This window comes from Alkalihalobacillus sp. TS-13 (assembly GCF_019720915.1).
Lineage (GTDB): Bacteria > Bacillota > Bacilli > Bacillales > Fictibacillaceae > Pseudalkalibacillus.
Genome location: NZ_JAHKSI010000007.1, coordinates 22,194 through 48,181, shown reverse-complemented (window position 1 = coordinate 48,181; position 25,988 = coordinate 22,194). Strand labels below are relative to the sequence as shown.

The 25,988-nt window shown below is 42.2% G+C and carries 20 protein-coding genes, 1 pseudogene and 1 other annotated feature; of the genes and pseudogenes, 9 read left to right on the top strand and 12 right to left on the bottom strand.

Translation table 11 applies throughout. The features are described from left to right. Positions 1-86 precede the first annotated feature (86 nt). Entirely contained in the window at positions 87-590 is a 504-nt protein-coding gene (locus tag KOL94_RS23225; protein ID WP_221569047.1) for a hypothetical protein, read from the bottom strand. Between the two features lie 387 nt (positions 591-977). On the opposite strand from KOL94_RS23225, the gene KOL94_RS23220 reads away from it, so the two are divergent. The 3 genes from KOL94_RS23220 (at position 978) to KOL94_RS23210 (ending at position 5,423) form a co-directional block, all read left to right on the top strand. Continuing rightward, positions 978-1,805: a cyanophycinase gene (locus KOL94_RS23220; protein ID WP_221569046.1), complete on the top strand. Its 828-nt coding sequence runs from the start codon at positions 978-980 to the stop codon at positions 1,803-1,805. Next, positions 1,802-4,438, top strand: a complete 2,637-nt coding sequence (gene cphA / locus KOL94_RS23215) for a cyanophycin synthetase (RefSeq protein ID WP_221569045.1) — start codon at positions 1,802-1,804, stop codon at positions 4,436-4,438. Before KOL94_RS23220 ends, cphA begins: the two co-directional genes overlap by 4 nt. A gap of 208 nt (positions 4,439-4,646) precedes the next feature. Then, positions 4,647-5,423, top strand: coding sequence for an SDR family NAD(P)-dependent oxidoreductase (locus KOL94_RS23210; RefSeq protein WP_221569044.1), 777 nt, complete (start codon positions 4,647-4,649; stop codon positions 5,421-5,423). Positions 5,424-5,760: 337 nt separating this feature from the next. Here the strand turns inward: KOL94_RS23210 and KOL94_RS23205 are convergent, their stop codons facing one another. The 5 genes from KOL94_RS23205 to KOL94_RS23185 form a co-directional block, all read right to left on the bottom strand. Further along, positions 5,761-6,102, bottom strand: coding sequence for a DUF3905 domain-containing protein (locus KOL94_RS23205; RefSeq protein ID WP_221569043.1), 342 nt, complete (start codon positions 6,100-6,102; stop codon positions 5,761-5,763). 70 nt (positions 6,103-6,172) lie between these two features. Beyond that, on the bottom strand, positions 6,173-7,249 hold the full coding sequence (locus KOL94_RS23200; RefSeq protein ID WP_221569042.1) for a Ger(x)C family spore germination protein: 1,077 nt from the start codon (positions 7,247-7,249) through the stop codon (positions 6,173-6,175). Next, positions 7,246-8,337 (bottom strand): GerAB/ArcD/ProY family transporter, encoded by a 1,092-nt coding sequence (locus KOL94_RS23195; protein ID WP_260412624.1) that lies wholly within the window; start codon positions 8,335-8,337, stop codon positions 7,246-7,248. The genes KOL94_RS23200 and KOL94_RS23195 overlap by 4 nt, the downstream gene beginning before the upstream one ends. A gap of 23 nt (positions 8,338-8,360) precedes the next feature. Further along, a complete protein-coding gene (locus KOL94_RS23190; RefSeq protein WP_221569041.1) occupies positions 8,361-9,881 on the bottom strand; it encodes a spore germination protein in 1,521 nt (506 codons plus the stop codon). A 743-nt stretch (positions 9,882-10,624) separates the two neighbouring features. Next, positions 10,625-11,953: a methyl-accepting chemotaxis protein gene (locus tag KOL94_RS23185; protein WP_221569040.1), complete on the bottom strand. Its 1,329-nt coding sequence runs from the start codon at positions 11,951-11,953 to the stop codon at positions 10,625-10,627. 162 nt (positions 11,954-12,115) lie between these two features. On the opposite strand from KOL94_RS23185, the pseudogene KOL94_RS23180 reads away from it, so the two are divergent. Next, a pseudogene (locus KOL94_RS23180) lies at positions 12,116-12,667 on the top strand (RNA polymerase sigma factor SigX); the annotation flags it as partial. After that, positions 12,654-13,895 (top strand): hypothetical protein, encoded by a 1,242-nt coding sequence (locus KOL94_RS23175; protein ID WP_221569038.1) that lies wholly within the window; start codon positions 12,654-12,656, stop codon positions 13,893-13,895. The pseudogene KOL94_RS23180 and the gene KOL94_RS23175, both read left to right, overlap by 14 nt. Before the next feature lie 265 nt (positions 13,896-14,160). On the opposite strand, the gene motB is transcribed toward KOL94_RS23175, so the two are convergent. Then, on the bottom strand, positions 14,161-14,919 hold the full coding sequence (motB, locus tag KOL94_RS23170; RefSeq protein ID WP_221569037.1) for a flagellar motor protein MotB: 759 nt from the start codon (positions 14,917-14,919) through the stop codon (positions 14,161-14,163). Beyond that, positions 14,912-15,712 carry a flagellar motor stator protein MotA gene (gene motA / locus KOL94_RS23165; RefSeq protein ID WP_221569036.1) on the bottom strand — a complete coding sequence of 267 codons (801 nt, stop codon included), beginning with the start codon at positions 15,710-15,712 and terminating at the stop codon, positions 14,912-14,914. The genes motB and motA overlap by 8 nt, the downstream gene beginning before the upstream one ends. Before the next feature lie 332 nt (positions 15,713-16,044). Here motA and KOL94_RS23160 point away from each other — a divergent pair, with 332 nt between their 5' ends. After that, complete coding sequence (locus KOL94_RS23160) at positions 16,045-17,343, top strand: Glu/Leu/Phe/Val family dehydrogenase (RefSeq protein WP_221569082.1); 1,299 nt, start codon at positions 16,045-16,047, stop codon at positions 17,341-17,343. 321 nt (positions 17,344-17,664) lie between these two features. On the opposite strand, the gene KOL94_RS23155 is transcribed toward KOL94_RS23160, so the two are convergent. Beyond that, positions 17,665-19,506, bottom strand: a complete 1,842-nt coding sequence (locus KOL94_RS23155) for an LTA synthase family protein (protein WP_221569035.1) — start codon at positions 19,504-19,506, stop codon at positions 17,665-17,667. Between the two features lie 515 nt (positions 19,507-20,021). Next, positions 20,022-20,232: a binding site (T-box leader), on the top strand. A 620-nt stretch (positions 20,233-20,852) separates the two neighbouring features. Here KOL94_RS23155 and argS point away from each other — a divergent pair. Both argS and KOL94_RS23145 read left to right on the top strand, forming a co-directional pair. Next, on the top strand, positions 20,853-22,544 hold the full coding sequence (argS, locus tag KOL94_RS23150) for an arginine--tRNA ligase (RefSeq protein WP_221569033.1): 1,692 nt from the start codon (positions 20,853-20,855) through the stop codon (positions 22,542-22,544). Positions 22,545-22,562: 18 nt separating this feature from the next. After that, on the top strand, positions 22,563-22,967 hold the full coding sequence (locus KOL94_RS23145) for a VOC family protein (protein WP_221569032.1): 405 nt from the start codon (positions 22,563-22,565) through the stop codon (positions 22,965-22,967). 123 nt (positions 22,968-23,090) lie between these two features. On the opposite strand, the gene KOL94_RS23140 is transcribed toward KOL94_RS23145, so the two are convergent. Both KOL94_RS23140 and KOL94_RS23135 read right to left on the bottom strand, forming a co-directional pair. Beyond that, complete coding sequence (locus tag KOL94_RS23140; RefSeq protein WP_221569031.1) at positions 23,091-23,945, bottom strand: hypothetical protein; 855 nt, start codon at positions 23,943-23,945, stop codon at positions 23,091-23,093. Next, entirely contained in the window at positions 23,929-24,519 is a 591-nt protein-coding gene (locus KOL94_RS23135) for a sigma-70 family RNA polymerase sigma factor (RefSeq protein ID WP_260412623.1), read from the bottom strand. The genes KOL94_RS23140 and KOL94_RS23135 overlap by 17 nt, the downstream gene beginning before the upstream one ends. A gap of 172 nt (positions 24,520-24,691) precedes the next feature. Here KOL94_RS23135 and KOL94_RS23130 point away from each other — a divergent pair, with 172 nt between their 5' ends. Beyond that, entirely contained in the window at positions 24,692-25,204 is a 513-nt protein-coding gene (locus tag KOL94_RS23130; RefSeq protein ID WP_221569030.1) for a DNA-3-methyladenine glycosylase I, read from the top strand. Between the two features lie 428 nt (positions 25,205-25,632). On the opposite strand, the gene KOL94_RS23125 is transcribed toward KOL94_RS23130, so the two are convergent. Beyond that, complete coding sequence (locus tag KOL94_RS23125; protein ID WP_221569029.1) at positions 25,633-25,977, bottom strand: hypothetical protein; 345 nt, start codon at positions 25,975-25,977, stop codon at positions 25,633-25,635. Positions 25,978-25,988: the final 11 nt, after the last annotated feature.

Sequence of the window (25,988 nt, the reverse complement as noted above, 5' to 3'; positions counted from 1 at the left end):
CGCTTTTCCCGCAGGAGTGTCGCGAATTTCGCTTAAGGAAACCGAATTCAATTTAACAAAAAATTTCAAATGCTTTCGTAAAATTTTCAGAGTAACATATGGATAAGTACGAAAAACAAAAAAAGATAAGCCGTAAAGCGGTGGAATCTACGACGCTTGCCGGATGATTTCCGTTTTCTTAAATAACCCGTGAAAAGAAGAACGGCCAGACCTCCGATGGCTATCATTCCTGACACTCCTGCCCTTGACTCCATCAAACCGAATTTCGCCATGAGTAACACATGCATCAAAAGCGATGTTACTCCCAGGAGTGCAGCTGCTACATGGAATCGTATGTATATCCGTGTGAAGGTGACTAACTTTTTGCGAAAATTAGACCTTCCCGACCGGCTAATCCATTGTAAAAAGAGATAAAGTATGAATGAGAGGATAAAATAAATCAAAGCCGTATAAGCCCAATTAATGGATGTTGAAATCGTCCTTGGCTGCATCAATAAGTAGAAAAGCCAGGGGATTGAAAGAAGGGTAAGAATAATTGTGCTTTGATAAACATTCAATCGATACAAAAAACGCATAGCATTGTTTGCCATAGTAACGCTTCACCTCATCTGTCAACATTGTACCATTTTAATCTGCTCTAGAACCTTAGCTCTGTTCGTTTTTATTGTTGATTTCTACGCTTTCCGCGGGCGAACCTCGAGCCTCCTCGCGAGTTCCTCGCTGTGGGGTCTCGTCTGGATCGCTTTTCCCGCAGGAGTGTCGCAAATTTCAATCGAAAATCAACAAAGTTCATTAACCTTGCTTAAAACCTGACAAACTTCCGTTAATATGCTGTACCTAATGTATGGGTATAAGATTAGAAATAATTGAATAAACTAGTAAAAATCACTCATTTTGAAAAGTGGGTGATTTTTCGGTTTCGCGCGCCCAAAATTTGGGTATATGATATCACTTCATATTAAAGGATGAGATGAAGCGTGACAAACAAAGGCAGCGGGGACTTATTCATTATCGGCGGAAATGAAGATAAGGAAGGCGATCTGGAAATCTTATCGATTTTCGTTGAAGACACGAAAATTAGCGGTGGCACAATCGGTGTTCTTACGACTCCAACTGGATATCCAGAAGAAGTAGGAGGAGAATACCAGGATATTTTTATGAAACTAGGGGCCTCTAAGGTGGATCTATTACATATTGATACCCGTGAAAAAGCTGAAGACGAATCATTCACAAAGCCGGTCAATAGACTGTCAGCTCTTTTCATCACTGGTGGTGACCAAAATCGATTATCGAGCATCATTGGCGGTACTACTTTTTTCAAAGAAGTTCAAAAAGCCTGGCAAAACGGAATGATCATAGCAGGTACAAGCGCAGGAGCAGCGATCATGAGCAGGCATATGATCGTATCTGGGAAGACCAAACTGAAGCATGATAAGGTCCACGTTGAAATTGGTGTAGGGTTTGGATTCCTCGAAGATGTCGTCATCGACCAGCACTTTTCGCAGAGAGCCCGCTTTGGCCGTCTATTATATGCCATTGCGCAAAACCCTCAGGTAATTGGAGTAGGAATTGATGAAAACACAGCCATCTGGGTTAAGGATGGCGGCAGGTACTTTGAAGTGATTGGTGAGCATTCCGTAACTGTAATAGATGGTTGCAAACTTTCATTTGTCGATATTGCAGACGAAGCCGAAAGTGATGAAGTCACGATTACGGGTGTCCAGATGCATTCCATTGCAAAAGGCTATCAATTTGACTTGGAGAACCGAAAGTTAATCAAGAAAGAGAAGGGATCTACCCAATGAAAATCAATAAAGTGAAATTTCTTTCTGGGCCAAACTATTATAGTTATAAACCGACCATTTGGTTTGAGTTGGATATTGAAGAACTTGAAGACATGCCATCCAATAAAATTCCTGGATTCACTGATACGCTATTGGAAGTCATGCCTACATTGAATACACATACATGCTCCCGAGGCTATGAAGGCGGGTTTGTCGAACGTTTACGTGGAGGAACCTGGATGGGGCATATTCTTGAGCATATAGCAATCGAGCTGCAATCGCTTGCTGGTATTGGAGTGAAAAGAGGAAAAACGATCACGAGTGAACGGGAAGGCATTTACTATGTGACGTACCGTTACGAGGAAAAAGAGTCGGGATATTATGCTTTCGAAGCGGCTATGGAAATCGTCACTCATATTCTTGAAGGACAACCTGTTTCTATCGACCCCTATGTGAAAAAAATCGAGCAGCTTTATTATGCTCATAAGATGGGTCCGAGTACAGAGGCTATCTTTAAAGCTGCCTACGAGCGGAAAATTCCGGTCGAACAACTCGCAAATGATAGTATTCTGAGACTTGGGACTGGTCGGAAGCAAAAACGGATGGAAGCGACCATGTCCAGCCAAGCTTCCTTTCTGGCAGTTGAGTACGCTTGTGATAAAGTGATGACGAAATCGCTCCTTGAAGACGTTTGTATTCCTGTTCCAGAAGGCAGCGTCATCACATCAGAGGCGGAATTGCTTCAGGAAGCAAAAAACCTCGTATACCCGCTCGTCCTCAAACCGATCGATGGCCATCAAGGGAAGGGGGTTTTGACGAATATACGTACAGAAGAAGAGTTGCTTGCTGCTTATAACCATCATAAAGATACTGATAAAGTGATCCTTGAGCGCTATTATACAGGGGACGATTATCGTTTTACAGTTGTTGATGGTCAACTTATCGCAGCAAGTTTACGCCTTCCCCCGTATGTCGTTGGTAATGGAAACGATTCAATAAGAACTTTGATTGACAAAGAAAATGAAAATCCATTACGAGGGGATGGACATGAAAAACCGATGACGAAAATCCCGATCAATGAGTCTGTTGAAAATTATCTTCGCCAGGCACAATTGAATCTTGATTCGATTCTCGACAAGGGACGAATCGTTAATGTTTTAGGAAATGCCAACCTATCGACAGGTGGCCTGGCAATTGATGTAACCGATAAAGTACATCGGTCTTACAAGGAGATTGCAGAAACCTCCGCACGTGCGATCGGATTGGATATTGCAGGGGTCGATATGATCATCCAGGATATAACAGCCGAGTATAGGCCGGGATGTGCCGCAGTTCTCGAGGTGAACGCAGCGCCTGGGATCCGGATGCATCATTATCCGAGTTCAGGGACTCCCAGGGATGTTGGCGGAGCGATTGTCGATTACCTATTTAAAAATAGAGAGGAAGCAGCCATCCCTACCGTTGCTGTAACTGGCACAAATGGGAAAACGACCACAGTAAGGCTGATTTCACACTTTCTACAGCAAAAAGGAAAGACGATTGGAATGGCACATTCGGACGGCGTCTATATTGGCAAACGTTGTATCGATAAAGGAGATTGCAGCGGTCCAGTCAGTGCCCGAAAAGTTCTTCATCACCCTGAAGTCGATGCGGCTGTTCTTGAAACCGCTCGAGGCGGTATGCTTCGTGAAGGGACAGCCTTCCGCTTTTGCGATGTTGGAATTGTCACGAATGTTTCAGAAGACCACTTAGGATTGGATGGAATCGAGACGATCGAAGAGCTCCAAAAGCTGAAACGATTGATTCCAGAAGTTGTCCATCCGGATGGTTATTGCATTTTGAACGCTGACGATAAAGCGGTGGCAGAAATGAAGGATTATACCCAGGGTGCTGTCGTCTTTATTTCTTTGGATGAAAATAATGCTTATTTACGTAAACACCGGGAAAACAATCAGGAATGCTGGTATGTCCAGGGCGACTGGATCGTCCATGAGAAAGAGGGTAAGTCGGAGCGTTTTATGAAGTATGCTGAGATCCCAATTACTTTCAATGGGTACGCCAAGCATAATATAAGCAACCTATTGCAAGCATTGGCGTCTGCTCATTTACTAGGAGTATCTCAGGAAATGCTGCGCAAAAAAGCCCTCACCTTCTTCCCGGACTTTCTGCAAAGCCCTGGCCGGTTCAATAAAATCGATCAAGATGGAAGAACAATTATCGTTGATTATGCACATAATACGGCTGGTCTCAAAGCCATCTATAACACGCTCAAAGCGATTCCTTGTGAGCGGTTGATCACTGCTGTATCAGCACCGGGCGACCGGTTGAATGAAGATATTCGAAATATGGCTGAAATCATCGGGTATGAAACCGATATTGTCGTGATAAAAGAAGATGGGAACTTGCGAGGCAGGAAACCGAAGGAAGTGGCGGCTATTCTAGATGAAGTGTTAGCTAAACGGCTGCCTTCAAGCCGCAGAATCATTGAGCTTAATGAAATTCAGGCGTTCCAAAAAGCATGGGAAACCTCAAAGCCAGGGGATCTGCTTTTGTTCCTTTACGATTCATTCAGCTCGGTGGAAAGCTACTTTAAGGAACATAAACGGAAACGTCCCGAATTCGCTGACAGATACCGAAAAACCTCTTCACTATAGAGATTTAATAAGTACCCAGAAGGTCAGGCACATCTGTACAAAAGTTTGCATCCAAAATAAGTTGGTGTAAGCTTGAAAGTATAGATATGTCTGACTTTTTTGCACTTAAAAAAAAGTATAAATACTTTCTTCAGTATAAGTGCAACTATGGCTTAGCCTTCGCTAAGGGTTGGATTTGCCAATTTTTCCTTACATAGGAGGATAATGGATGATAAGTGTATTACCGAATTTTCGATTAGATGAAAAGGTTGCAGTTATAACGGGTGCTGGAAGGGGAATAGGAAAAGCGATAGCGATCGGGTATGCAGAGGCAGGAGCTGATGTGGTGCTGCTTTCCAGGACAGAACAGGATCTTCAAGCTACTGCTGAATCGATCCGTTCAATAGGACGGGAAGCATATGTGTATCCTACAGATTTGACGAACATAAATGAAGTAAATGATACAGTTGAAAAAGTGATGGATGAAGTCGGGAAGGTTGATATCCTCGTTAATAATGCGGGAATGAACATTCGTACTCCAGCCTTAGAGGTAACTGAAGATGAATGGCAGACGATCATGGATACAAATTTGCGTTCAGCATTCCAACTTTCACAAAAGTTTGCCCATCATATGAAAAATAACGGCACTGGAAGAATCATCAACATTTCTTCTGTTGCAGGAACGACCGCACTTCGCACAGGGGTAGTCTATGCTGCATCGAAAGCGGCGATGATACAAATGACGAAAAACCTTGCATTGGAATGGGGAGAGCACGGCATACAGGTCAACTCGATCGGCCCCTGGTATTTCAAAACCCCACTGACTGAAAAGCTTCTCCAGGACGAGGAATACTTAAACAGCATTTTGTCCCGCACGCCATTGAAGCGTGTCGGTGAGCTGCCGGAATTGGTTGGGCCAGCAGTATTTTTGGCTTCAGACGCAGCCTCATATGTAACAGGACAAACCCTATTTGTTGATGGGGGAATGACGATTTACGGATTTTGAAGTTAATTCGAATGCGAGTTCAACCTTAACGGACAGAATTTGGGCTAAAATCACCATTTCTTATAAAATAGCGGACACCAGAGACCTTATTTTCATCAATCCAATCAAAATCAGCTCGTTTTGTCACAGGTAACAGCTCTCCTGTCCGTTAAATTTTTAGAAACACTGATTTTGGCACAAATAGCGTCCCTGATGTCCGTAAAGTCTCTTCTGATTAAGCTCTGTAGTTTTTAGCTCTCTAATTCCGCAAACTTTTCGGTATTTAACCTGCAAAGCAACAAATCAGAATCATTAAAAAAGAGGCTGTCCAAAATGGTCAGCCCCTATTACTTATTCATCAGTCCCTTGCATAGCTTACATCTTTTGTCGGATGCATGAAAGGACTTCCTTTGGGTATGCGGTTCTCTTCAGCTAGTTCCCTGTTTTCAGTTGAATTCCAACCGATGTCATTATACGGATGAATCCAATCATCTCCAGACATGACGTCAGGATCGGTTTCATCACTCCAGTTTTCAAGCGGAGAGTTTTCCGATTCGTAATGACTGTCCCCAATCGTTACCCCGTATTGATTGACAAAAGGTTTCCGTTTGTCTTCATCAACATTTTCAAAAACAGGTGCGTTAGCTTGATGAGGCAACGTTCCGTCAATTGATGGATTTCCATCTTTTTCTTTACCCATTCGGTTCACCTCCAAGGAGAGGATACCCTTATTGTTGACTGACAAATGCTCTTTTATGACAGCGCAGACATCATCGCATGACCCCGGACTCAAGGATATTGGTATTGAAGTTCACCTTTACTTTAAGATCTGGGTAAATCTCATTCCACTCCTTTTCATTCCAATTACGGTAATGTGCACTTGCACTTTTCCCAACCCCTAATGGATCCAAGTTTTGTTCTTGCAATGACTTGATTAGACTTTCCGCTTTGTTTTTTAATTCTTTGTTGACTGATTTTTCAATAAGGTTCACCTTTTTTTCTATTCCTTTGATATCACCTGAGTATTCATTTATGACCGCTTTCAAATTGATATTATAAGTAACTTCTGGTGAATCCACATCTCCCTTGAATTCAATTTTGGGTTCGGCATCGATGTGCCCTAACGAAACTTGTCCTTTTAGCTCTTTTACATTTGCGACTAAGCTGCCATTTTTGAAACCATTATGAAGAAGGGTGAACAAATATAGATCGGAGGCAGGTAATTCCCCTACCATCTTTCCTTTCTTGAACAGACTGATCCCTTTCAAATAGACATTCCTTTCTTTTACCCCCAATAAAGGTAAAAATGAATCTTTACCTTCTGTGAAAAATGCTCTGAAAAAAAGGTGTATGTTAGTAGGGGGAAACGTTTCTTGTTTTGAATTTTGTTCGATCAATCTTGTCAAGGCCATCCCAAGATCCTGGTTAGGTAGTCTATGTTCCATGATGAAATCGTGCGCATTTCCATCATAAACTGCCAGCTTTAAATTCGCACTGACGCTCGGATCCCTACGAAATGCATCACTCGTTTCAATGACACCTCCTTCTGCAAATTCCTTTCCGAACAAAACGATCTCAATCTTTCCGCTGGCGAGAGGGCGTTGTGTCTGTAAATTTAATTTTTGTCCGATATCTTTGCCGAATTCACCGACAGCAGTAAAGTAATCATTATTAATCGATCCATCAGGCTGGTATTGTGGGACAACCGTTGTTCCTTGTGTTTGTCTATCGACTCTTTCAAAACCAATCAGAGTGACCAGGTTGATATCATCAAGTATTTCTTTATCAGGCGTACAGCCTGTAAGAAGTAAGCTAAAGATCGTAATCAACGATATAAATCTTTTCATCGTTCTCGCCTCCTTCGTGATTGGAGATGAAAGATGATGAATAGGAAGGGGGTATAGAAATAAATCAAATAAAATCCTAATCTGGATACGGCAGTCATGAACATATCTACCATTTCACGGTCGGTTATCAAAAGCTGAAGAGTATAAACAATAAGGAGCATGCCTATCAATGAACTCCTTTGCCTTATGCTGAATGTCCGTTTAAGGGTACGGCCGGCACACCATAAACTAATGCAGATGTTTGGAAATGTGATTAATGCCCATATCATTATGGCGATATATTCGAAGCGTTCAACAAATGGAAATTCCGCAATCTTAAACATGCTTAACGTAGCCCAAATCGTCCTTCCGAGCTGTTCTTGGCTAAAATATGAGAACGACACCACTGCAACGACGACATAGAGGAAGGTTGAAAAAAGGATACCGTAATGGCTCCATTTTTGTGATTTCTCAGCATTTTTGAGAAAAGGATACAGGATCAGGATTACTTCAAATCCAATAAACTCCAGTGTTGCTACCTTAGAAGATAATAAGATATCTTTGATCGAATGATTGAAAACCGGTTGAAGGTAGTCCCAATCACTATACTGTAATGGAAAATATAAAAACAAAATAAGGACTAGAGGAAGTGTGACACCGAAAAATGCGATTCCCGCTACGGTCCTGAAACCTGCTGATACCGTATAATAAATGAGAGTGATGAAGACCAAAAGGAAAAAAGGCTGGTTCATATCTGGGAACATCCAGACTTGAACAACTTCGAGATAACTGCGCAGGACAGTGACAGCCATCAATAAGAAATAGACCGCAAATAGGAAGCTGAAAAATTTACCCAAACGTTGACCATATGCACGTGCATGGATTGCAACTAAATCTCCGTTCTCCTTATTTAACATCGTATACATCATCCATAGGATCAGATGGATGGAAAGACCTGTAATGATGATTGATATCCATGAATCATACTCGGCGTTTTTGGCTATATACCGTTGGTATCCTAAAAGACCGATGCCGACTTGCATCGTATGAATCAGGAAAAACGCCATGCCTGCCGAGACTTTATAACGTTCTTTTATATTGCTGCTCATCAAAGATCTTCCTCCTTTCTGACCTATTCATCTATATCTTTTTTTTGCTTTGCCTTTTGTTTTTTGAAGCGCTTTGTGTCCTCAGTTTGTAAATTGATCGGGCGTAAGGATTGTGCAGAGAACGGAAGACGTATAATCGTATCCTTCAAATCTTGAACTCTTGGGGGGAAAAGTGGCTCCATGTATGGCCTTCCAAGAGATTCAAGGCGTAATAGATGGACAAGCAAGAAACAGAAACAAATCATGATTCCCAATAACCCCCAAAATTGTGCAAAGAACAAAAAAGGAAATCGGATCAACCGGATGGTGTTACCCATTTTATAAACCGGGGTCGTAAAAGAAGCTAGTGCGGCAAGAGCGACAATGATAAGGAGGACATTACTCGTCAGACCTGCTTCAACCGAGGCTGTTCCAATGACGATACCCCCTACGATACCGATCGTCTGCCCGACTTTCGTCGGTAATCGTGCTCCTGCCTCACGCAACAATTCAATTGCGAGTTCGAGTATGATCGCTTCTATTATAGGTGGAAATGGGATATTACTCCGCGAAGTAATCAGTATTCCCAACAGGTCTTTCGGGATCAATTCATAATGAAATGTCAACACAGCAACATAGATCGGTGTAGCTAAAACAGAGAACATGACTGAAAACATTCTTATGACCCGGAAGGTGCTCGCGACGTGCCAGTTCAAAAAATAATCTTCAAACGATGAAAAAAACTCGATGAGGGTTGTCGGACCGATCAACGCATGCGGAGAACCTTCCGTAAGAATTGCGATTTTGCCTTCTGCCAATGCTGCTGAAACACGATCGGGTCTCTCAGAATCGATCAACTGAGGAAAGGGTGAATTTTGATTGTCTGCTATCAGTTGTGTGATAAACGAACTGTCCAAAATCTGATCAAAGTCGATATCCTCTATCCTTTGTAGTACAGTATTGATATTCTCTTCATTAGCAATACCTTTTATATAAAGTACACTCACCAATGTTTTCGAAGTCGTTCCAATTCTCATTTCATCAACAGTCAGGTGTAATGTGGGTAATCTTTTTCGGATTAGATGCAAATTTGTGTCAAGGGATTCAACAAATGCTTCTTTAGGTCCTAAAACGCTGAATTCTATTTCGGGTGCCGCAACTTCTCTATTCGAAGCAGAAAGAGCCTTTATCAATAAACATTCATCAGAGTTACGATCCAATTGAAGAATGATATAACCAGCAAGGAGTTTTTCCTTTATTTCTGGTATCTTATCTGATTGAAGAATGTTATCAATTGGAATATCCCTTTTTAAATCTTCTAACTTCCATTGTTTCTCACGTTGGATATAAGGAAGAATGTCACGGTGTAGTGTGTCCATATCAACCAGTGTCTTTATATAAGAAATATGGATCGTACTGCTTTCATTCACTATTTCAAACTGTTCAAAATCATTGGAATTAGAAGCTAATTCATAGATATCAGAAAGGGTATGAGGTTCATTTCCACCTTTTTCATTTTGTATTTGGGAAGAGTCCGTCCACTTCTGAAGCAGTTTCTTTATCATCCGAAAATTCCTTTCAGAACCGAAGTTGTCACTCATTACACTTTCCAATTATTAGTACAAGTATGCGATACTGGAACAAACTCTTAACAGTTTTCAGGCATAAAAAAGAAGGGGCTGTCCCAAAAGTATTTGACACTTTTCTTTTAGAACAGTCCCTTTCTTGAAAGGTCCCATTTTTAATTGGATTTATTTATTCATACTGTTGATATCTAACTATGTTTGATTGAAGCGAAATTTACGACACTCCTGCGGGAAAAGCGAGCCAAGCGAGACTCCACACTCTTTAAAAAGGATCTTCGACTATATTAATGAACTTCGACTAAATACCACCACGTCCTATGGTGAACGTCGAAGCCAGTACATCCTGTACAAGTACGTTCTGTGGTGAACGTCGAAGCTAGCATAAGGAAAGCTTCTAAGAATTCTCATCGCAGACACGAAAAATGATTTCATTTTTGTGTTGACTTCCTGTGCAAGTGAGGAAGTAGGTTAATGCAGAGAAGTGATGTCTAGCTCAGCGACCAGTCACTTGGATCACTTTAAACTTCCTGCGGCGGTCGACACATTGATTGACATCCTTATGAGTGAGCCCACGCAGAACCAAGTCTTTGTTTGGTTCGAGCCTTCTCGTCAGTTTTCCAGTGACCTGCGTGACTAATCGGGTCGCTTCCGCTTTTCGTTTGTTCGCGGGTCGCCCGGGAGTGAATTTCGCAAAAATCAATAATAAAGTATAACAAAGCCTTTTAATTAAATTTGAAAGATTTGATTGATTTCATTAAAGCTTGTGCGGTTGTCGTCAAAGAGTCTGCCTGGTTATTGACTTCTACCATCGTGGCCAGCTGACCATCTGTAGTGGCAGATACTTGTTGTGTACGTTCTGCTGATTCTCGTGCGATACGTGCCGTTTCCGTTGTAGCGGTATGGACTTGCTCAGAACTCGCAGAAATTTCTTCAACAGATGCAGAAACGTCCTGGATTTGTCCGGCAACCTCTTCAATGATTGTTGCAATTTTTTCGAAGGATTGTTCAGCGTCTCCGATCACCACTGTTCCGGTTTCGACTTCTTTTTTACCGCTGTTCATTACTGAAACGGTTTGTTGGGTATGTGTCTGGATGCGTTTGACGAGTTCAGAGATTTGTGAAGCGGATTTCTCGGATTGTTCAGCAAGCTTTTGAACCTCTTTCGCTACGACCGCAAATCCTTTCCCGTGTTCACCTGCACGTGCAGCCTCGATCGCTGCATTCAGTGCTAGGAGGTTAGTCTGGTTTGCAATCTCGGTAATGACATTGACGATCTGATTGATTTCTTTTGATTGTAAGCTGAGTTGTTGAATTTCTTCTGCTACATTATCGGTGACTGAGTCGATCGCATCCATCTGCTGCCTTACTTTTACGATGAATGTCTTACCAGAGTCGACTTCATCTGTTGCCCTGTTGGACATTTCAGCAACCATTGATGCGGATTCAGCAATCCGTTGTATTCCAGCTGTCATTTCATCCATGATCTGGGCTGTTTGTTCTGCTCCACTCAACTGGGTATCAGTCCCTGATGCCACTTCTCGCAGCATTGTATTGATCTCCTGTGTGGAGGTACTTGTAAGCTGAACCTGATTGATGAATTGTTTTGATGTTTCCGCAACCTGATCACTATTGATCCGTACATCTTCAATAAGTGCCCGTAAGTTCCTGGTCATCTGATTGAATGCATTTGCAAGTTGTCCGAATTCATCCTTTGATTGAATATCAAGCTTCGTCCTTAAGTCACCACTTGCAACTCTTTTCATTGTACGGACCGTTTCATATAAAGGATTCAAAATCAGGAAGCGGACGGCAAGCATGATCAGGAATGAAGTAACAATAAGGCTGACAATCGTATTGATAACAAAAGCGACACTTGTAGAAAGATCATCAACCAGGCCTGAAATCAAGCTGTTGAGGAATGTAGATATAGGGATGCTGATGATCAAGCTGACGAGCAATACCAAAAATAGTTTAACGCCAACACTTTTCAACGACCTTAAAGAGTTGAAGGATGCAACCTTGTTCGTTAGGACTGAGCTTTTCGTGGACATTATATATGTTCCTCCATTCATATAGATAAGCGAAGTAATCTACATCTTATATCGGTAATTATCGGAAAACTTTGACTGTATACGCCATGTTTCCAAACAATTTATTTGTGATTGAAACTTTTTCAGGTAGAAATCGACTATTAATAGTAAGAGGGGGAGAAAGCCGTGGTGGAGCATATATTTAACCGGTTATATATGGACTATCACCAATCGCTGTTTCAATTTCTTGTTTATTTGTTACGGGATCGAGATGCAGCAGAAGAACTCGTCCAAGACGTTTATATAAAAGTTATAAACTCCTATGACAAGTTCAAAGGGGATAGCAGTGAAAAAACATGGTTATTTTCAATCGCACGAAATGTAGCGATCGATTATATAAGAAAACAAAAGAGACAAAGAAAAACGATCATAGGGTCATTTGACGTAGAAGAAAGAGATAATCAACTGATCCATCCTGGTAAATTACCAGATGAAATCCTTGAACAGAATGAATCTTTCAAACAAATGTACGAGGCTTTATCACAATGTAAAGAGGAGCATCGTCAGTTGATATTACTACGATATATCCATGGTTTTAGTATAAAAGAATCGGCAGCGATCATGGGTTGGTCTGAAGGAAAAGTCAAAACCGTGCAGCACAGGACACTTAAAACGTTGAAAAGCATTCTTGAGGACAGCAAGAAGGAGGAAGAATTGTCAAATGGGACAGTCTAATTGGAACGAAGAAAAAATCATTCAAACACTTCGTGATTTTCCTGCAGTGGAGGATCGACAGACGAAAGAAGAGTTGTTTGAAAAGATTGAAAGTCGAATTGAAACAAAAAAAACGAAACGGAAGTCCTTTAAATTCATGCCGATACTTGCTGCTGCCTGTGTCCTACTCATCGCTGCCATCATTTCACCTGCTGTACTGAAGGAAACCGTTTTTAAAAGCCCAGGCAGTGAAGTGAAATACAGTTCACATGGTTCTTCGGAAATAGGTAAGGAAGCTCCTTTGATACAAAAAACACCCGAGGAGTCCATGCCTCCAGCTGCTGATCCAGAAGAGCGGGAAGCACAGCCGGCTAAACCGCCTGCAGAGAATAAAATCGAACCGAAAGCGTATGAAAGCAATAACGTCACCTATCATTCAGCAGCAGTCGAAGTGCCTGATGATAAACAGGCGGTTACCGTCTACTATACGGATGAAGAGGCTGAGAACGTAGTGCCCGTCAGTTATCTTGCAGATAAAGGACTGCCAAAAATCGAAGCGTTACGTGAGGCATTCCAAATGATTGATACAGAGGAAATGGGCCTATTTGCAACGGATTTCCACAAGGGTGACAGAGTCAAAGTTTCAGATGATCCAGAAAAGAATGAGCTCATCCTTGATATTGAACCTGGGACCATTCAGGGAACGACAGGTGAACGAATGTTCATGGATACGGTTGACCATACAGCCTATAGTCTTGGGTATAAGCAGGTGTTGTTCAGAACCAATGGAGAGCCAGGATACGAGTTTGCTCACTTCGGACCTATAGAAACAGTTGATATCAAAGGTCCAGAAAAAGGATTCAACACTTTGTTTACAGAAAAAGGAATCCTGTTGCTTGGTGAAAGGCTCAAAGCAAAGGACTCTCGAGAACCGACATCGTTAGAAGGAATTGTGAAATCAATGAAATTGGATACAAGTGGATTTGGGAATGAAGATACAATACAACCTAACATCTTTATAAAACGAATTAGTGAAAAGGAGAAGACGGCAGTAATCGAACTTGTTGAAGGATCAAGGCTTGAAAATAACATGATGTACATGGCAATGATTGAATCCATTTTGTTAACAGCACATCAGTTTGGATATGAACAAGTCTATTTCTTAGGTTCGAACGTACAGGAAGTAGGGCCGTATAATTTAAATGAGCCACTCCCTGTCCTGAAAGCTCCGAATGTCATATCGCATTAATAACCAGCTGCCAACTGTGGCAGCTGTTTTACTTGTGGGCATTTTTTTTAACTGTTGATTTCTCCGAAATTTACTCCCTTTCCGCGGGCGATCCGCGAGCCTCCTCGCGAGTTCCTCGCTGCGGGGTCTCGCCTGGCTCGCAGTTCCCTCAGGAGTGTCGCAAATTTCGCTTGAAATCAACAAAATCTTTTAACAAAGCCTTGTCCGCTACCTACATAATCCAAAAGGAGTGACCCATTGGCAGTCACTCCTTCCCTCTGTAATTCTATTCATTGTACGGCAAAATCTTCACTTCGACTCGTCTGTTCTTCGCTCGTCCTTCAGGTGTGTCGTTCGACGCCACAGGTTGGAACTCCCCGTAACCAGTTTGACTGAACTTCGTAGGATCGAGGTTTTCGTTTTGAAGCAGCAATTGCATGAAATTTATGGAACGTTGTGCGCTCAGCTCCCAATTCGAGCTGAATTCATTATTTTGGATCGGTACATTATCCGTGTGGCCCGCGATGACGATTTGTCTCGGCGGGTCTGTTACGAGCAGCTGGGAGATTTCTTTTGCAAGTCCCACAGCTCCTTCTTTAATGTAAGCACTACCTGAATCAAATAGTGCATTATCCAATATTGTTATGATCAATCCGCTCTCCGTCAGCGTCGTTTTCAAACTTTTATTCAAGTTGTTATCGTCAATATAGCCATCGATTTTCTCTTTAATTTCTTTCAACTGTAATTGATCGAGATCGCCATACTTTTTTTCACGATCATCCGTAGGTACAAGAGCATTTTCACTTGTCGGAATGGACGTCTGTTCAACAATGCTTACAGGGCTCGTATAATCCAAGGGACCTGTTCCGCCATTCAGTGCAGACTTGAAAGAGTTCGCCATGTTCTCGAATTTTGCAGCATCAACGGTACTCACTGCAAACAGGACAATGAACAACGCCAGAAGCAGGGTCAGCATATCTGCATAAGGGATCAGCCAGGTTTCATCAATATGCTCTTCTTTTTTCTTTTGACGGGTTTTAAGCATTAAGCCCCTCTCCTTCCTGAACAACAGGAGTTTCTTGATTTCGCTGATTAGCAGGGACATAGATTTTCAGCTTTTCTTCTATGACACGAGGGGAAGCGCCGTCTTGTATTGATAAAATTCCTTCAACCATGACTTGTTTTACCATTACTTCTTGCTTTGATTTCCGTTTCAACTTGTTTGCGAAAGGGTGCCATAGTACGTATCCTGTGAAAATACCGAATAACGTAGCAATGAACGCTGCGGCAATGGCTTTTCCTAATGCATCGATATCCTGCAGGTTTCCTAAAGCAGCAATAAGTCCAACTACTGCTCCAAGAACACCTAATGTAGGGGCATAAGTACCAGCCTGTGTGAAGATAGCTGCTGAGCTTTCATGCCGTTCTTCCATAGCAGCAAGATCCTCGACCATGACATCACGAATGAACTCGGGCGTCTGACCGTCAATCACCATCTTCATGCCGTTTTTTAAAAATGGATCATCAATGTCGTCTGCATGTGTCTCCAATGCAAGAAGTCCTTCCTTTCTTGCAATCGTAGCCCAATCCGCAAAGATCGGGACTAATTCTTCGACTGTCGTCATTTTTTTATCCGTAAACAAAATCTTCAAGAGCTTAGGAATTTTTTTTATTTCATTCAGAGGGAAGGCAATGAGTATCGAGGCTGCCGTTCCTGCAAAGATGATCAATAGCGCAGCGGGATTGAAAAGTGCAACAGGGTTCACCCCTTTTAAAAACATCCCTACCCCGATTGCAATGACCCCAAGAATGATTCCGATCACTGAAGCTTTATCCATAAGAAGCTCATCCTCACTTTAAAATTTCTATCAAAATCCGCCCAATTGTCTAAGAAAAAAACGTTATTGTTATGGTTAATATCGTCAGCTTTCCTATATTTGTTTAATAGGAATTTGGAATCAATAGAGTGAGGAAAGTTGAATGGTTCATCATCAATGTAAATCTGGAAGATGAGTAGAAGTGACGTAATACGGGACATACTAAGACTATAAATGGTAAAAAGAGGTCTGAATAAATGCGGGCAGTAATGGAGGTTGTATAAATGGCAGCAAACAAGAAACAAACCGAGGAGCACGTTGCAAAAGAACTAGCAGGTACAATCAAGCCGGAAATGCCTGCAAAAGAGGAGAGGGACGGTGAGGAAATCACCAACCCTTATCTTATTGTTCAACGCTTGATCGAACGTGCATGTGAAACCCTTGAGCTTCAAGAAGGGGTTTATGACATTTTAAAGAAACCGAAAAGGATCATGAAAGTGTCCATCCCTGTGCGACGGGATGACGGTGACGTCGTCAATTATACAGGTATGCGCTCTCAGCATACAGATATCCTCGGACCAACCAAAGGGGGTGTCCGTTTCCACCCTAAGGTAAATGAAGATGAGGTCATTGCGCTATCGATGTGGATGTCCTTGAAAGCAGCGATTGTCGGTATTCCCTTCGGTGGTGGAAAAGGTGGAATCATTGTCAATCCGGAAGACATGTCAGAACGTGAAATTGAAGAGTTGAGCCGCGGATTCATTCGCGAGCTTGAACCGATCATGGGCCCAGAGAAAGACATACCAGCACCCGATGTCAATACAAGTCCGCAAATCATGGGGTGGATGCTTGATGAATTCGATCGTCTGAGAGGACATAATGTACCAGGCTTCATCACTGGTAAGCCTTTGATTATTGGCGGATCAGAAGGGCGGATTGAAGCGACAGGCCGAGGTGTTGTCATCACGATTCAAGAGGCTGCAAAAAGGTTGAACCTGGACCTCTCGGGCATGAAAGCGGCTATACAAGGTTTTGGTAACGTCGGCTCGATCACAGCAAAATACTTGGCTGAGGCAGGGGTGAAAGTTATCGCGGTAACTGATGCAAAAGGTGGAGCATTGAATGAAAATGGTCTTGATATCCCTGGCTTGATCATGCACATGGAAGACCATAAGACCGTCAAAGGCTTTTCAGATAGTAAAGAGATTTCAAATGAGGATTTATTTGGTTTAGACTGTGATATTCTCATTCCTGCCGCATTAGAAAATCAGATCACTGGAAATAATGCAGGGGAGATCAAAGCAAAAATCATTGCAGAAGCTGCAAACGGTCCGACTACACCTGAGGGGACACAAATTCTAGAGGACAAGGGTGTTTTTATCATACCTGATATTTTGTGTAATTCGGGCGGCGTTACGGTATCTTATTTTGAATGGGTACAGAATGCCATGCACTATGCCTGGAAAGAGGAAGAGGTATTGGAGAAGTTAGAAGAGAAAATGACAGCCGCATTTAAAGCCGTGTACGAAATAAAGGAAGCAAAACAGGTGAAGATGAGAGAAGCGGCTTATCTGTTAGGTGTCGGGCGATTGGCTCAAGCGATGAAAGCACGAGGCTGGATCAAAAATTGGGAGATGCCGATCAATTGTTGACAAAGATATTCTCACAGTTTAAGATCCGTTACAATTAAAAAAATCATGAGGAATACTGACAAACTTCTCCAGACTTCAATAGACATACTTCGGGTGGATGGCTACTATAGTCCGCTTACTTATTTCGATTATTTTCGTAGGCTGTTTTCTTAAAGTTTGGTCTCTATTGCAAGCAGATAAGAGAATGAATCGTTCAGCCGTAGAAATATACGAGACTCCTACGGGAAAGCAAGCAAGCTAGGTGAGTATATTTCGAGGGTTGAGAATATACCAATCTATACCAACAAAAAAGAGTGACTTGAAGGCTCTAGCCTCACTAAGTCACTCTTTTGCATACTTTGTAAATCGCAACAGGTCACCGTAGATCAAACCATCAGATAATTCAAGCTCGATCAGTTTTTCTCTTGCTTTTGAACAGGATTCACGTGCCACTTCTTTTCCAGACTTACGGTCGAAACACGTATCCGAAGCATAAACGTACTTATCGGTTACGATGCTGCGGTCACGTAAAATCGCGAAGTTTTTATGATCTTCTGAAAAGAGATCTGTACCGAATTGGATTCCTTCATCTTTAATACCCAGCAGATTCAGAATTGTCGGTTTAAGATCAATCTGCCCAGAAACGTTCGAAATGGTTTTCCCCTCTTGACCAGGAATATGGATGATCAGAGGAACTCTTTGTAACTGGACATTTTCATAAGGTGTGATTTCTTTATTCAATACCTGGGCCATCGCATTGTTATGCTGTTCGGATATACCATAATGGTCCCCGTAAATGATAATGATTGAATCCTCATAAAGACCATGACTTTTCAATTGTTGCACAAAATTTTTAATCGCCTCATCCGTATAACGGACAGTGACAGGGTAACGATCAACGATAGGATCTCCCGTATCGAAAGTAGGAATCATTTGGTCTTCTTCACTGAATTTGAATGGATGATGGTTGGTCAATGTGATGAATTTTGCATAAAACGGTTGTTGAAGATCCTTTACATATCTCATCGATTGGTCGAAGAAAGGCTCATCTTTTAATCCGTAATTGATTTTGTTCGTTTCATCAATCGAATAATACTGTTCTGCATAGAATTGATCATAACCTAAGGACTTGTACATGATGTCTCTATTCCAGAAGCTTTTGTTGTTTCCGTGAAAGACAGTGCTAAAATAGCCATGTTTCTTGATGATTTCAGGCGTTGCATAATATTCATTCAATGCATGGGTTTGGAAGACAGCTCCTCTTGGTAAAGGATACAAAGAGTTTTCAATCAGAAACTCAGAATCAGACGTTTTTCCCTGACCGGTTTGGTGATAAAAGTTGTTAAAATAATAACTTTCCTTGATGAATTCATTTAGGAAAGGTGTAATTTCCTTCCCGTTGATTTCTCTTCCAATCACAAACTGCTGGGTAGATTCCATTGAAATCATTATGATGTTCTTGCCTTCAGCAATACCTTGCAGATCTTCATTCGGCTCTACTGATTTATGCGCTGTATACTGATTGACCTCCACGATATCCACGTTATCCGCTAAGGCCTTCTGTGCGGATGTTTTAGACTGCAAAACGAGATCGTATATATGGTAATTGTAAGTACCAAGGTTTTTTACAAGCAGTTCCCGATCAAACGTCCGGGTTAGTAATTCCGGTCGTTCAGATTCTGCAAGTCCAAGGTTGACTGCTAGGATTACAACAGCGGTAATCAGTATTTTATACAGGGTGGCTTTCGGATAAGCTGCTTGCTTTAGGTGGCCGCGCTTGTTTAAGAAGTGTAAGAGAATGAGGTCGGCAAAAAAGACAATGTCATACCAATAGGTTTGCGCAATGACACTGTTTCCGATGTCCCCGACGTTATTCGTTTGGAATAAAACAGGTACGGTGATGAAATCATTGAAAAACCGATAATATAATGTATTGGCATACAGGATGATTGAAAATATAGCCGCAATGATCAAGGTAACTCGATTACGGAGGCGGGTTGGGAAGAGATAGACAAGTGCTAAAGAAAAAAGCACAGAACTAAGAGGATTGATTACCAGGATCAATTCTTGCACCCAATTGCTCGTCTCTAGGTTGAAGCATACTTTATAAACGAAATAAGTTTTGATCCACAGCATAAATGCTGTAATGATCAGGCTATCGTAATTTTTGATTCGCTCTTTCATAATTGCAACCTCCTAGTTGACACAAGCGCACACTGTTGCATAATTCATACCTATTTTATAGACGAGCAAGTGAAAGGAAAGTTCCACATTTTTTCCACTTAGGTTTTATTAGTTTTTATTGTTGATTTCTACGAAATTCTCTCCCATTCCGCGGGCGAACGAAAAGCGGAAGCGACCCGATTAGCCACGCAGGTCACTGGAAAACGGACGAGGAGGCTGTTGCCGCCGCAGGAGGTTTGAAGTGATCCAAGTGGCTTGTCGCTGAGCTAGACATCACTTCCAAGCATTAGTGGTGGGTCTTAGTCGAAGATCCTGATAAAAGGTGTGGGGTCTCGCCTGGACCGTCGTTCCCGCAGGAGTCCCTTTAACAGAACCTTTAAAATAACGTTATCATTCCGAATCTACATAATAACAAATTTTGTTAATTCGTTAAAGTTTAAAGGTTCCACAAAACTCTTCCTCATTTAATATTGCCATTTATCGTCAAGATGACTATAATAAGAAAAAATAAACAACGAACTTTCTTGAAGAGGAGAGTAGATATCAGGTGATTTTGAAAGCGAACTGGAGTTGGTGGAAGTCCAGTATAGCCTGTTATTGAACCGCACCTCGGAAAAGCTTTTTTGAAAGCGGGTAGGAGAAGGCGCAGCCCTGCGTTAAGGGGACAAAGTTGGTTCTTATTGTAGAACAAGCAGAGTGGTACCGCGGGATAATCTCGTCTCTCATTTAATGAGAGGCGTTTTTTTATTGGAAAAGTTTTGATGTTCTTTTTGTTGATTTCTGCGAAATTCACTCCCTTTCCGCGGGCAAACGAAAAGCGGAAGCGACCTGATTAGTCACGCAGGTCACTGGAAAACGGACGAGGAGGCTCGAACCAAACAAAGACTTGGTTCTGCGTGGGCTCACTCATAAGGATGTCAATCAATGTGTCGACCGCCGCAGGAAGTTTGAAGTGATCCAAGTGACTGGGTCGCTGAGCTGGACATCACTTCTTCGCATTCACCTACTTCCGCAAGCCTCCTCGCTTGCACAGGAAGTCAACACAAAAATGAAATCATTTTCGTGTCTACGATGAGAATTCTTAGTAGCTTTCCTTATGCTGGCTTCGACGTTCACCACAGGACGTACTTGTACAGGATGTACTGACTTCGACGTTCACCATAGGACGTGGTGGTATTTAGTCGAAGTTCATTATTATAGTCGAAGATCCTTTTAAAATGTGTCGGGTCTCGCTTGGCTCGCTTTTCCCGCTGGAGTGTCGCGAATTTCGAAAATCAACATTAAGCCTTCAGTCTTTCTTCATCAAAGAAATTAATTTGTGATTGAAAATAAAGGAGTGAATGGACATGACAATACAGCAATATACAGCCCAACATTTAGAGAAAGTGATCGACCTTCCGGCAAGCGGTATCGAAAAAACCCTGGAAGTACCACCTGATCGATCTTTAGGAGACCTTGCCTTTCCATGTTTTATATTAGCAAAAACTTTTAAAAAATCACCGGTTCAAATTGCCCAAACGTTAGCAGAAGAGTTGAAAGGGTCAACCCACTTTGAACGAATAGAAGCTGCAGGACCCTACCTAAACATTTTCTTGCCTAAAAAGCAGCTGACACAAGCGGTTATTTCTGAGATTTTAGAAAATGGACAGTTATATGGCAGCGAAACGACGAATAAAGGTACTATTATCATCGATCTCTCATCACCGAACATTGCCAAGCCTTTTTCCATGGGTCATTTGCGCTCAACGGTGATTGGAAATGCAATTGCCAACATCGCTTCGAAAAAAGGATACCAGCCGTACCGTATCAACCATCTAGGGGATTGGGGCACGCAATTCGGAAAACTGATGACAGCCTACACCAAGTGGGGGGACGAAGCGGCCGTCAAGAAAAGTCCGATTAAGGAATTGAACACTCTGTATGTTAAATACCACGAAGAAGTGAAGGGTAACCCTGATCTTGACAATGAAGGAAGAGAATGGTTCAAAAAACTGGAAGACGGAGATGAAGAAGCGAGAAAATTGTGGAGCTGGTTCAGAGAAGAATCTTTAAAGGAGTTCCAAAAGATATATGATTTACTAGATGTGCAATTCGATTCGATGAATGGGGAAGCGTTCTACAACGATAAAATGAAACCCGTCGTGGAAGAGCTCAGCGAAAAGAAATTATTGATTGAGTCAGAGGGTGCAATGGTGGTCGATTTATCAGAATTCAACCTTCCACCAGCCCTGATCCAGAAGAAGGACGGTGCCTCTCTTTATACGACAAGAGATCTGGCAGCTGCTAAATATAGAAAAGTAACATATCAATTCGTGAAATCTTTGTATGTCGTTGGTCACGAGCAATCCTTGCACTTTGAACAAGTGAAAAAGGTCCTTTCAAAAATGGGATATGCATGGGCAGATGACATGGAACATATTCCTTTTGGGATGATCCTGCAAGATGGAAAGAAAATGTCTACACGAAAAGGGAAGACGGTATTGCTTGAAGAAGTCCTTACTCAAACCATCCAGCAGGCAAAAGAAAACATCGAAAGTAAAAATCCGACGTTGGAAAATAAAGAACTGGTTGCAGAAATGGTTGGGGTCGGTGCAGTTATTTTCAATGATTTAAAACAGTCACGATTGAACAGTGTCGAATTCGATATTTCAAGCATGCTCCGTTTTGAAGGAGAAACAGGCCCTTATGTCCAATACACGCATGCACGTGCTTGTACGTTGTTAGCGAAGGGGGAATGGACGACTGAGGAACCAGCACCGTCTTATGATGTCGAGGAACCGTATTTATGGGAGATCATCCTGACGCTCGAGAAGTTTCCTGGTACGGTGGACCGAGCTTTGAAGGAATATGAACCGTCCATCATCTCCCGTTATTTGATCGAGTTGTCCCGATTCTTTAATCAATATTATGGGAAAGTACGGATCCTATCTGGAACGAAAGAGAAGCAAATGGCCCGGTTGAATGTAGCAAAAGCTGTGACGGTTGTGTTGGAGGAAGGACTCCGGCTGCTTGGGATCAAGGCGCCGGAGAAGATGTAAGAAGGGGTGACCGATATAATGAAAAGGAAGAAGGGTCTCATCCATCATATTGAACTATATGTCTCTGATCTGGAGAAAACGATCGAGTTCTGGGGATGGCTTCTTCCGGAGCTCGGTTATTTCGAATATCAGAAATGGGAAAAAGGACGAAGCTGGAAGCTGAAAGATTCGTATATTGTATTCGTCCAAGCCGAAAAGAAATACATTGCCGTTCCGTACCACCGCCGTCGGGTCGGTCTCAACCATTTAGCCTTCCATGCGGAATCTATGGATCAGGTCGATCAGTTGACGGACGAATTGAAGAAAAGAGGCGTGACGGTTTTATATCCGGATCGTCATCCATATGCAGGTGGATCTGACCATTACGCCGTCTATTTCGAAGATCCCGATCGGATCAAGGTTGAACTCGTAGCGCCAAAATGAGGAAAAAGCTGAAAACCTGAATGGAAGGAACCTTTCCACTCAGGTTTTCTTGATTTACACTTTAAGAAAGAAATACTTTCTTCAGTATCAGTGCAATTATGGCTCAGCTTTGCCAAGTTTTCTTTATTGAGAGGCGAGCCATGAGACCGCCCAGATATCTTTCGTTTCATCTCGGACGAGCCTGAAAAACTTCATGTTTTCCCCGGTTCCGCCCCATGTGATATACGCTTCTTTTCGATCCATAGGTGTCTCTTTAACGACTTGATTGAATTTCTCCACCTCCTGGATCTCTTCCAGTTTCTTTTCGGTATTTTTGCTCAATACAGGATCTTTTGCAATTTCATCAAGATAGTACTTTTTGGATGGCATGGATCCAGCGGGGTCTTGATAATACATGATATACACGGTTTCATAGTCATTCTGTTGGATTGCATGATAATGGATTTGCATGACCTCAAATGGATGCAGGCCTTTGAGTGCACCCTGGCTCTGCTCGCCTTTCACCTGTTCATATACTGTTATTAGATGATCGTCTATAGGTAACAAGGGACCGGAGATCGTTTTTTGCTGGCCATCATCTTTTTCAGCTATCGAAAAATCGTCTTTCGCTGCATTGAGTTTGGCATCTCCCTTATCTGCTTCATCTAAAGCAGGTATCGTTTTTTCGGATGTTCCACCGCTTTCCAGGCTTGCGCTTTTATCCGCTGCTGAATTGATTCCGACATCACTTGATTCACTAGAATGTTTGCTGCTCGATGGGAAGGTATCCATTGCAACCTGAACGACTGCAACCACAAGAAAAAGACACACTGCAGTACTGAGTATCGGTTTCCAATGCCAATGCATAAACGAAAATCGTAATGATCGTTTCTTAGCAATAGCGTTCCGGATATTTTGTTTTTGTTTATCTGTGAAGCGTTCTTCGGAGGACATCATTCGATTCAATGATTTGTTCAGATCTTTAAGTTGATTTTCCATCACCGATACTCCCTTCTGATGAAATAACTTCCTTAAGAAGCTGCCGGCCTCGATGCAGGCGCGTTTTTATCGTTGATTCGTTTGTCAGGAGCATCATGCTGATCTCCTGGATCGATAACTCCTCGAAATAATACAAGAGGAGCACTTCTCGATATTTAAGTGGCAGGGTAAGTACTTGTTTGGCTAATGTTTCACTTTCATCCTTCGCAATCAGATCAGCCTCAGGTGTTTGTGCTTCTCCCTTCATCCAACGAGAGATTTTATCGGTAAAATGGAGGTTCTTGAACGACCAGGTCCTATGATAATCGTGGCACCGATTGATCGTAATCCGATAGATCCAGGTTTTTACGGATGATTCTCCACGGAACGTATCCAGCTTTGTATAACAGGCGACAAAGGATTCCTGAACGATATCCTCGGCTTTGCCCCAATCTTTTACATAAGTATAAGCTAGGCGAGTCAATTTTTCCCCGTACTGGTCCATCATATGCTCGAGGACCTCCTCTTTCGGGTAACGGCCGATCACGTTATCAAGCTGTATCTTAGACCGATTTCTCGGTTGATATTCTTCCAACCTGCTGACCTCCCTTATATGTCTTTAATCTATTGACGTAACCAACGACGAATCCGTTTCAGCTTTGTAAAAAAATTGCAAAGCAGTGATAGACGGCTCGCGGATTAACGAGTAAAGTAGTGTGTAAGATACTTGTTTATTATAGATGAGTTTAGGCTGGAGGAGTGGTTTTATGGAAGATGCCAGGACAATTGTCAGATGCGGATGGTGTGAAAACGACCCATTATTGATCAGTTACCATGATGAAGAGTGGGGGAAACCTGTATCAGGGGATGATGAGCTCTTTGAAGCCCTGACACTGGAGATTTTTCAAGCAGGATTGAGCTGGAAAACGATTTTACATAAACGTGAAAATTTCCGTAATGCCTTCGATGACTTTTCGATTGCCAAGGTAAAAAGCTATGAAAATGAAAAGGTAGAAGCACTCTTAGAGGATAAAGGCATCGTCCGTCACCGCCGGAAGATTGAAGCAACCATTCATAATGCTAATGTAGCTGAGCAATTGATTTCTAAATATGGAAGTCTAAAATACTATTTCGATTCACTCCCAGAAGATCAACAGGAAAGACAAAAGGCGATCAAAACCACATTCAAACACGTAGGACTGACGACAGCTGAAAGCTTCCTGATGGCAACAGGCTTCATAGAACCAGACCACAGTGAAGAATGCTTTTTGAAAAAATAAAAACCCTTTTATTCTTTCATATTGATTTATGCGAAATTCACTCCCTTTCCGCGGGCAAACGAAAAGCGGAAGCGACCCGATTAGTCACGTAGGTCACTGGAGAACGGACGAGGAGGATCGAACCAAACAAAAACTTGGTTCTGCGTGGGCTCCCACACAAGGTGTCATTCACTGTGTCGACCGCTGCAGGAAGTTTGAAGTGATCCAAGTGAATGGTCGTTTCCCTGTATTAACTCACTTCCGCAAGCCTCCTCGCGAGTTCCTCGCTGCAGGGTCTCGCCTGACTCGCTATTCCTGCAGGAGTGTCGTGAATTCCGCTCAAAGAAATTTCTGAACAAATCAACTTTACCATTTAAAAGAGCCAAAAAAAGAAGGCACTTTTTAGATGCCTTCTACGATTAAGCTTTAAGTACTTTTTCTGTGCCTCATTATAAAGTAAGAGACTTGAACATGGGTGGGTTTTCGTCATAAGTAACCGCTGAACTGCTCATAGGTGGGTTTTCATCATAAGCAACAGCCGAACTGCTCATCGGCGGATTTTCGTCATAAGCAACCGCTGAACTGCTCATCGGTGGATTTTCGTCATAAGCAACAGCTGAACTGCTCTTTGGTGGAGGGTTTTCATCAAACGCCACCGTAGATTTATACATAGGTGGATTCTCATCATATACTTGCAAGTCTTTGTTTAAATTATGCGGTGCCCACATCGAACCACTAACCATGATTAAACTTAATGAAAGAAGTAGTGTTATAGACTTTAAAATTCTTTTCATTTTACACACCC